General features: G+C 30.7%; 7 protein-coding genes. 4 read left to right on the forward strand and 3 right to left on the reverse strand.

Annotation, left to right across the window (positions count from 1 at the left end):
- The 3 genes from NK213_RS18245 to NK213_RS18255 form a co-directional block, all read left to right on the forward strand.
- Positions 1 to 790: DUF4311 domain-containing protein (locus tag NK213_RS18245; protein WP_253351895.1), on the forward strand; the 790-nt coding region annotated here is incomplete at its 5' end.
- 23 nt (positions 791 to 813) lie between these two features.
- A complete protein-coding gene (locus NK213_RS18250) occupies positions 814 to 1,452 on the forward strand; it encodes a DUF4310 family protein (RefSeq protein ID WP_253351897.1) in 639 nt (212 codons plus the stop codon).
- Between the two features lie 22 nt (positions 1,453 to 1,474).
- Positions 1,475 to 2,224 (forward strand): KDGP aldolase, encoded by a 750-nt coding sequence (locus tag NK213_RS18255; protein ID WP_253351898.1) that lies wholly within the window; start codon positions 1,475 to 1,477, stop codon positions 2,222 to 2,224.
- A 117-nt stretch (positions 2,225 to 2,341) separates the two neighbouring features.
- Here the strand turns inward: NK213_RS18255 and NK213_RS18260 are convergent, their stop codons facing one another.
- The 3 genes from NK213_RS18260 to NK213_RS20720 all read right to left on the reverse strand — a co-directional run bounded on the left by NK213_RS18260 (position 2,342) and on the right by NK213_RS20720 (position 5,358).
- Entirely contained in the window at positions 2,342 to 3,250 is a 909-nt protein-coding gene (locus NK213_RS18260; protein ID WP_253351900.1) for an ROK family protein, read from the reverse strand.
- 22 nt (positions 3,251 to 3,272) lie between these two features.
- Positions 3,273 to 4,235: a LacI family DNA-binding transcriptional regulator gene (locus NK213_RS18265; RefSeq protein ID WP_253351907.1), complete on the reverse strand. Its 963-nt coding sequence runs from the start codon at positions 4,233 to 4,235 to the stop codon at positions 3,273 to 3,275.
- Positions 4,236 to 4,341: 106 nt separating this feature from the next.
- A complete protein-coding gene (locus tag NK213_RS20720; RefSeq protein WP_371926462.1) occupies positions 4,342 to 5,358 on the reverse strand; it encodes an acyltransferase family protein in 1,017 nt (338 codons plus the stop codon).
- Positions 5,359 to 5,680: 322 nt separating this feature from the next.
- Here NK213_RS20720 and NK213_RS18270 point away from each other — a divergent pair, with 322 nt between their 5' ends.
- Positions 5,681 to 7,366 (forward strand): hypothetical protein, encoded by a 1,686-nt coding sequence (locus tag NK213_RS18270; protein WP_253351909.1) that lies wholly within the window; start codon positions 5,681 to 5,683, stop codon positions 7,364 to 7,366.
- Positions 7,367 to 7,544: the final 178 nt, after the last annotated feature.

The raw sequence follows: 7,544 nt of genomic DNA on the forward strand, positions 1-7,544 counted from the left end.
GATAAATCAATATATGAAAAACAAATCTTTTATTATATCAGATTTAATTTACAGACTTTCTTGCACACTCCCTTTTATGTTAGTAATTTTACTGAAGTCATTGGTTGTGGGCTTCCTTGGAGGTTTCGGACTGACTGCCGGAGCTGCAAGAATGTTTCATACACCCACACATCAGTCAATGGGAGCATTTAGAACACTTGGGGAATTAAATGCCTGTCAGGGCGATCCCATTTCGCATTTTTCATTTGGATTAGGTTTTTTATTTAACTCGGCAGCATCATCTATAGGAGCAGGGGCTCTTACACAGGATGTATTTCACAGAATAGTTCCTAACTTCGCAGCGGCAAGTCTTTTATTTAAAAATAAAAAAGTAGAAGAAACTCTGTATGATCCCTATAAAATGGGTGTAGCAGGAGGAATTATAGGTGCGATAGTAGTAGTAATGCTGAACACAATGGCAGCATTTGTGCCAATAGAGCTTGCTAAGGTAGCAAAGGAAATTCTTACACCAGCGTCAAATCTTATGATTAATCCTGTCATGCCTATTATTTTCTGGCTTGCAGCAATGGATGCAGGAAAGCTTACAGGTATGTGGTCTACTGTTTTAGGCGGATTAGGACACATGGTAATGGGAAATTCGCTTCCCGGACTTGTTCTTGGTATCTTGATTGGTCAGTCGATCGAGGAAAAAGGAGTTACTAAGTCGGTAAAAATAATGATATCAGTAGTAGTGGTACTATTCTTAGTAATAGCCTATGCAAGAGGGTTCTTTGCAAAGCTTGGTTTCTAAAAGTTTAGATTAAGGAGGATAAGATGAAATCAACAAAGGAAAAATTTTGGTTAAGTGATAAAACTTTCCCCATATTGGTAGCATTAGCCTGTGCGGCTATGGTAGGGGGAACTCATATGTATATTAAGTACGGAACAGGTGCTTTAAACGAGATATTCGTTATACAGCTGCTGGATCAGGGACTACAGACCGGAGACTATGCAGCTGCGGCAGGATTTGCGTTTGGATTCCTGCTTGCCAGAATATTGGAAGGGCCTCTGGTAGGTCTGTTAGATGTAGGGGGATCATTGATGACGGGAGTAGGAATAGGAATTCCTGCGGTTTTACTATCAGCTGGTTACGGAAAAACTCTGAATAGTTTTGCATTAAGTCTCATAATCGGGGGAGCAATAGGAATAGTCATAGGATATATAATTATAGGTATCAGAAAACTTATGCCGGAAAATGTCTCGGCAGCAGGAACAGGAATAATGATGGGTGCGGGAAATGCAACAGGAAGATTCCTCGGGCCGCTTATTATACTTTCTGCTGTTCAATACAATGTACCGGCAGGATTAGGTTCAATAATAGGTGCAGCACTGTTTTATAAAATAGACAAGCCGATAGCAGGCGGGGCGATATTAGGATCTATGGCTTTCGCGGGACTCGGGCTTTTAATATAGGAAACAACATCAGGAGGTAAAAATGTTAGATACAAAAATAAAATTTTATAAAGGACGGGTTGCATTAAATGTTCTGGCAAAAGATCTGGAAAATGCAATTGCTGTGTATGAAGCAGCAGAAGGGCATGCAGTAGTGGGTCTTTTATCAAAGAACTATAATACTATAGAAGAAGGGGTAAAAGAAACCAAAAAATATCTGGAAAAACTGGGGGTAGTATCAGTAGGTCTTGGTTCAGGAGACCCAAGCCAGTTTGAAAAAGCTGCATTAATAGCTTCACAGACAGATCCGGGGCATGTGAATCAGGTATTTACAGGAGCCGGATATGCGGCGGGAGCTTTGAAAGCGAACGGGTATAACAGAACATATATAAATGTATTAATGAGTCCCACAGGGCAGCCGGGAAAGGTAAAAATAAACACAGGGGAGCTGAGCAGTAAAGAAACTGATGCAATAGTTGATATAGACACAGCCGTTGCTATGCTTAGAGATATGAAAGCTCATTCCGTGAAGTTTTTTCCTATGGAAGGGCTGAAAGGTGCGGAGGAATTAAAAGAAGTGGTAAAGGCCAGTGAAAAAGCGGGGTTAGAATTAATAGAACCAACAGGCGGTATAGATCTCGAAAATTTTGAGGAGATAATGAAAATTTGTCTTGATAGTAATATTCCAAGAGTAATGCCGCATATATACGGTTCAATAATAGATAAAGAAACAGGTTTGACAAGAATAGAAGATATGAAAAAATTATATGAAATTGTAAAGAAACTGGTTTAGGATAAGTGGTAGTTTCAGACACAGCTTATTTTGAAAATAGTTTTTTGAGAGAATAATCTTTAAATCAGCGGTTTATAAAAAAGAAGGCTGTCCGGTATTTTGGACAGCCTTTTTCTCTTATATCTGAATTAGATTATACTCCTGAAGATGGTGGGCTAATGCTCCGAGAATATTAGCATTTTTCCTGAATGTAGCCGCTTTTATAACAGGTTTTATTTTATAAAACTGCTCCAGATTATCAATAATCTCATTAACTTTTTTAGTCAGACCCTGAATAAAATAATCATTATCACTTATAGAACCGCCGATAAAAATCATTTCCGGATCATAAATATACTGAACATTTATAATACCGGCACCTAGTGCAGAGTAAAACTCATCAATGGCTTTCAGACAATTTTCATCGCCATTTTCTGCTTCTTCAAAAATCATTTTCCCGTCAAGGTTTTTATCAGGATAAATTTTTTTCACTTTTCTTACAAGAGCCTGAGTAGAGCCTAGTTCACTAAGATTCCTGAATCTGTTTTTTTCAGAAAATGAAATATCAAGAAACATAAAGCCGAATTCTCCGCCATGGAGATGTTTGCCGTGATGAATCCTGCCGTCTTTTATTACAGCACCTCCCACTCCGCTTCCGCAGACAAAAAAAGCCATATCCTTCACAGAGTTATATTTCCCAAAGTATATTTCAGAAAGAGCTGCACAGTTTGCGTCATTTTCTATACTAACAGGGAGGGAAAATTCTGTATTCAGGTTTTTTTTCCAGTTTGGGCCGTGAATATAAGGGATTGCACTGACGCCGCCGATAATTCCGGTTCTAAAATCCACTGAACCCGGTACGCTGAGAGCTATTCCCGAAGCTGAATATTTATTATTTGCAGTTTTTATATATTCAAAAATAGATTTAGTAAATTCATACAGGGTTTTTGGGATACTTATAGAAGTTTGTTCGAAAATATTACCCTTTTCATCTGTAACTGCTGTTTTAACAGATGTTCCGCCGATATCAAGACAGATATAGTACATGGGGTCCTCCTGAAATTTTGATTTAGGTGCTTTTTCTTTCCACAAGGTAAAAACTTAGCGGAAATAAAGGTGTATTCTTATTATTTAGAATATTATCAATTATAATAAAGGCATTTTTAGCCTGCAGGTCTATAGGATAGTGTATGGTAGTAAGTTTTAGAAGCCTTGAGATCTCAATGTCATCAAAGCCGACCACCGAAAAATCTTCCGGAATATCCAGTCCGTACTCTTTGGCTTTGGTAAATAAGCCTGCAGCTACTGAATCTGTGAGCGTGGCAAATGCATCGGGCTTTTCTTTCTGGTCAAGCCACCATTTTGCCATATTTTCACCGTCTTTTACAGTGGAAAGACCATGGAAATTCTCATTATAATCGATATTGTATTTTGTACAGAAATCTTCATAAGCCTTCATTCTGCTTCCGGTATTTAAGCTTTCCATATTGCCGTACAGATTTACTATCTTTCTTCTTCCTTGTTTATAAAGGTGTTCAAGTGCAAGTGTATAACCATCATACTGATTCATATAAACAGAATGTATAGTATCGGAATCCAGTCTCTGCCATGTGACAACAGGGCCGTATTTGGCATATTGTTCAAGAACAGACCAGTCATTCAGCCTTATAAGCAGCAGCACTGCATCTATCTGTTTTCTTCTCAGCATCTCAAAAGCTTGTATTTCTTTATTTTTATCATTTAGAGTCATAAACAGACTTATATTGTATCCTTCTTTTTGGGCAGCCATAGTAAAGTGGCTGAGCAGAAGATTCATGGAATCGTTAAAATAAGGAGCAACAATTCCCAGAAAACCGGTACGTCCTGTTTTTAATGATACAGCATTTCTATTCGGCACATAATCCAGCTGTTCCATGATTTTTTCTATTGTCAGTCTGGTTTTTTCGTTAACATAACCGCTTTGGTTTATTACTCTGGAGACTGTGGAAGCTGATACGCCGGCAAGTCTGGCAATATCTTTTATATTGGCCATTACTCCTCCTTTCATTTATAGACATGATTTATATTATTTTATCATACTTTTGAAAAAAATATGCAGAAGCATATGGAAGATAACAGATTCAATAAAATATTATTTTTTAATTTAATAATTTAGTATGATGAAAGAAATACATTATTTTTTTTATAAAAAAAAACAAAAAATATATAAAAAATGAAATTGTAAAAGAACATAATACTGCTAAGGGTAAGTATTTTAAAGATTTTTCGGCAGATAGAATTTTTTTATAAAAAATAAACTTGTAAGTAATATTGTCAGCAATAGCAGTAGATAGATAAATGTTAAGTGTTATAGAGGATATAAAAGATGTCATTGCAAAACTTTTTCGTTTCAAATTATAAAAAGACAAAAAAAATAACACTGAATTTATAATTGTAAAAATACTGCTATAATTACTAGAAATTCCAAAAAAAATATTCCCACCAGATATTAGTATATCTATGAATGTTGTAAATATTAATGAGAAAATGAGAAGGGAAATTAAATGTATTCTCTTTATATTTGGTTTATATTTATTAATAAAAGCACCTAAGCAATAATAGCAAATAGGAAAAATATTATACCAAAAAGTTTGTCCGATTTTAAATGATTCAAATATTGTCTGAAGACATGTTGCAAATATTAAAATAAAAATTAATAAGAAAAATTGTTTTTTAGTAACGGAATTAATAATTATATTTAAAAAAGGGATTATTAAATATAATCCAATAAACATCCCAAAAAACCAGAATATTCCAGGAAATATAAAATAAAAGCTTATAACTTCAAAAAAATTCATAGGAATATTGAGGAATAGAGTTTTATAAATAATAAATAAAGTAACATATAGACAATAAGTCAATATAAAAGAAGAGATTTTTTTATAAAATCTATTAGAAATTGATTTTTGATTTTGTAAATATCCAGTTGACATTATAAAAAGAGGTACACATAATATAAATAAATTTCTCAGAAAACCTTGAAAAAAAATAGGAAAGTTATTGAAAGGAGTTTCTAAAAAATGATTAACATTTAAAAAATGAATTCCAAGAACAAAAGTAATAGCAAAAATTTTAATAAGATCAATTCCTAAATTTCTAACCTTCAAAATAAACACCCCATAATAATTTTTTCCTTAATTATATCATATAAAGAACCAAAATAAACTATATTTCTAAAATATAAAATAATTTTTAAATTTGAAAAAATAAGTTTTTTATTGATACACTACTATATATTGATAGATAAAGAAACTAAATAATAATGAGTAAGAAGATGAAGGGTACAAAATTGAAATAGAAAGGTATATATTTAAAACAAGAATAAATAATTTGAAAAGAATTTTAAGAGAATAAGCTTTTTTTATTTATAATAAGTAGTTGTTATGTTATAATATCAAGAAGATTGTTTAGAAAATTAAAGAGGAGAATTTAATAAAAATGATAGAAAGTATAGTGTACATATTTTGTATTAATTCATTGTTTGTGATTCTGTTAAATGTAGTTGGATTAAAGGCATCAACATCACAAATATGCCTAATCTATTTTTTTATAATATTTTTTATTATGATAAAACAAAAAAAATATTATAAAAAAATTCATTTGAAAAAAATGACAGAAAATATTTTTATGCATATTATTTTATTAACAATATTGACAGTGATTTTTTATAAGTTATACAGTTGGAAAATTTTTGTGAATTACGCTTCAACAGATCCAGCAACACATGTTATGATGGTGAGGGATTTTATAAAGTATAAAACAATATTTTATAAAAATCCAGTTGTAAGTGCACTAGGCTATCCATTTTTAGCATATACAAATATTGCTTTGTTTTATATAATAAAAATTTTACCTTTGTATAAATTTTTTATTATAGCAAGTATGATTGTTTTTGCAATGGGGGTAATTTTATTCTATGATCTATTATTATTGATTACAAATAGGAAATGGGTGTCAATTACAGGAACTCTATTTTATTTATTTGGGTTTAATTTAAGTGTTTTAATATTTGGATTTATACCACAATTATTTTCTATAACGATTATATTGGTATTGATAAAAGAACTGTATATTTATTCAGAATCTCAGGATAAAAGTATTGATAAAATTTTTATGATAAAATTACTTTTACTATTAATAGGAATTCAAACGTCTTATTATTACTATACACCGCAAATTGTCTTTTCAACCTTAGTAATTCTTTTATTAAATAGTAAGAGAAGTAAAAGTAATATCAAAAAATTAATCACAATAGCATTTATATATTTATTATTTTTTGTAGGTTATAATTTGTATACTTCATCTGCAAAAGGTGGATATGAAAATTTATTGTCAGAAGAGGGATTTATATATAGAGATTTATATAATTCTTTTATTTTATTAATTCCTTTCAATTTATATTTTATATTAAAAGGAATAAAATATAAGAAATATAATACTTTATTTATAATGTTTTTGATTTCACTCTCATTTACATTTTTATTACTCGTTTTAGGAATGAAAAAAATAGTTTCAGGTTATTTTTATTATAAAAATTATGCCTATTTGTCAATTTTATTAATTTTAACTGCATTTAAGGCACTAAATGATATAAGAAAAAAAGATAAACTGCTTTTTAATTCTATAATGTTATTCTACTTTCTCTCTTTATTGATATTTTTGAAAATGGATGAGTATATAGCTACTAGAAATAATCTTTTAAATATAGAACTGGCATCTCAAAAAAATTCAGTTTATCTAGAAAATTCTTTTAAATTACAAGTGAAGGATTATGTTTTTGATAAGGAAGAAACTGAAATGATTGAGTATATTGTAAAAAATAAAGAAAAATATGTTGAAAGTTTTAACGATGCCGAAAGACTTCCAATAGTTAGTAATAATAAACAATTTGCATGGTTTAAAGAAATGACAGGAATATGGCCATCTATGGAGCCAAGAAAGAAGTATTATTTTGAAGTAATAGATTTAGAGGACTTTCAAAATAATAATAAATTTAAATTTTTAGTACTTTTCCCGAGGACAAATGCTGAATGGTTTGAGAAAAATAAAGAACAATTATTTACAGATTACGAGGTTGAATATGAAATTGGCGAAAATAAAATATTGAAGAAAAAGTCATATTGATCTATAGATTGAATATTTCTTCAAATGATATTGATATAAAATAGAAAAAATATTTATGAGAAATCATAAATAAATTCAGTAATAAAAAATAAAAATCATATATTGGTGTTAGTATGAAAAAGTGGACACAAAAATCTTGATTGTGTAAACTAATTGAGAGAAGGCAGGTGTCCGAAAT

Origin of the sequence: Sebaldella sp. S0638 (assembly GCF_024158605.1) — a bacterium.
In the GTDB taxonomy this organism is placed as follows: domain Bacteria; phylum Fusobacteriota; class Fusobacteriia; order Fusobacteriales; family Leptotrichiaceae; genus Sebaldella.

Coding starts and splice junctions, on each gene's coding strand:
- NK213_RS18250 (WP_253351897.1), top strand. CDS start 814: ATGAAATCAACAAAGGAAAAATTTTGGTTAAGTGATAAAACTTTCCCC.
- NK213_RS18255 (WP_253351898.1), top strand. CDS start 1,475: ATGTTAGATACAAAAATAAAATTTTATAAAGGACGGGTTGCATTAAAT.
- NK213_RS18260 (WP_253351900.1), bottom strand. CDS start 3,250: ATGTACTATATCTGTCTTGATATCGGCGGAACATCTGTTAAAACAGCA.
- NK213_RS18265 (WP_253351907.1), bottom strand. CDS start 4,235: ATGGCCAATATAAAAGATATTGCCAGACTTGCCGGCGTATCAGCTTCC.
- NK213_RS18270 (WP_253351909.1), top strand. CDS start 5,681: ATGATAGAAAGTATAGTGTACATATTTTGTATTAATTCATTGTTTGTG.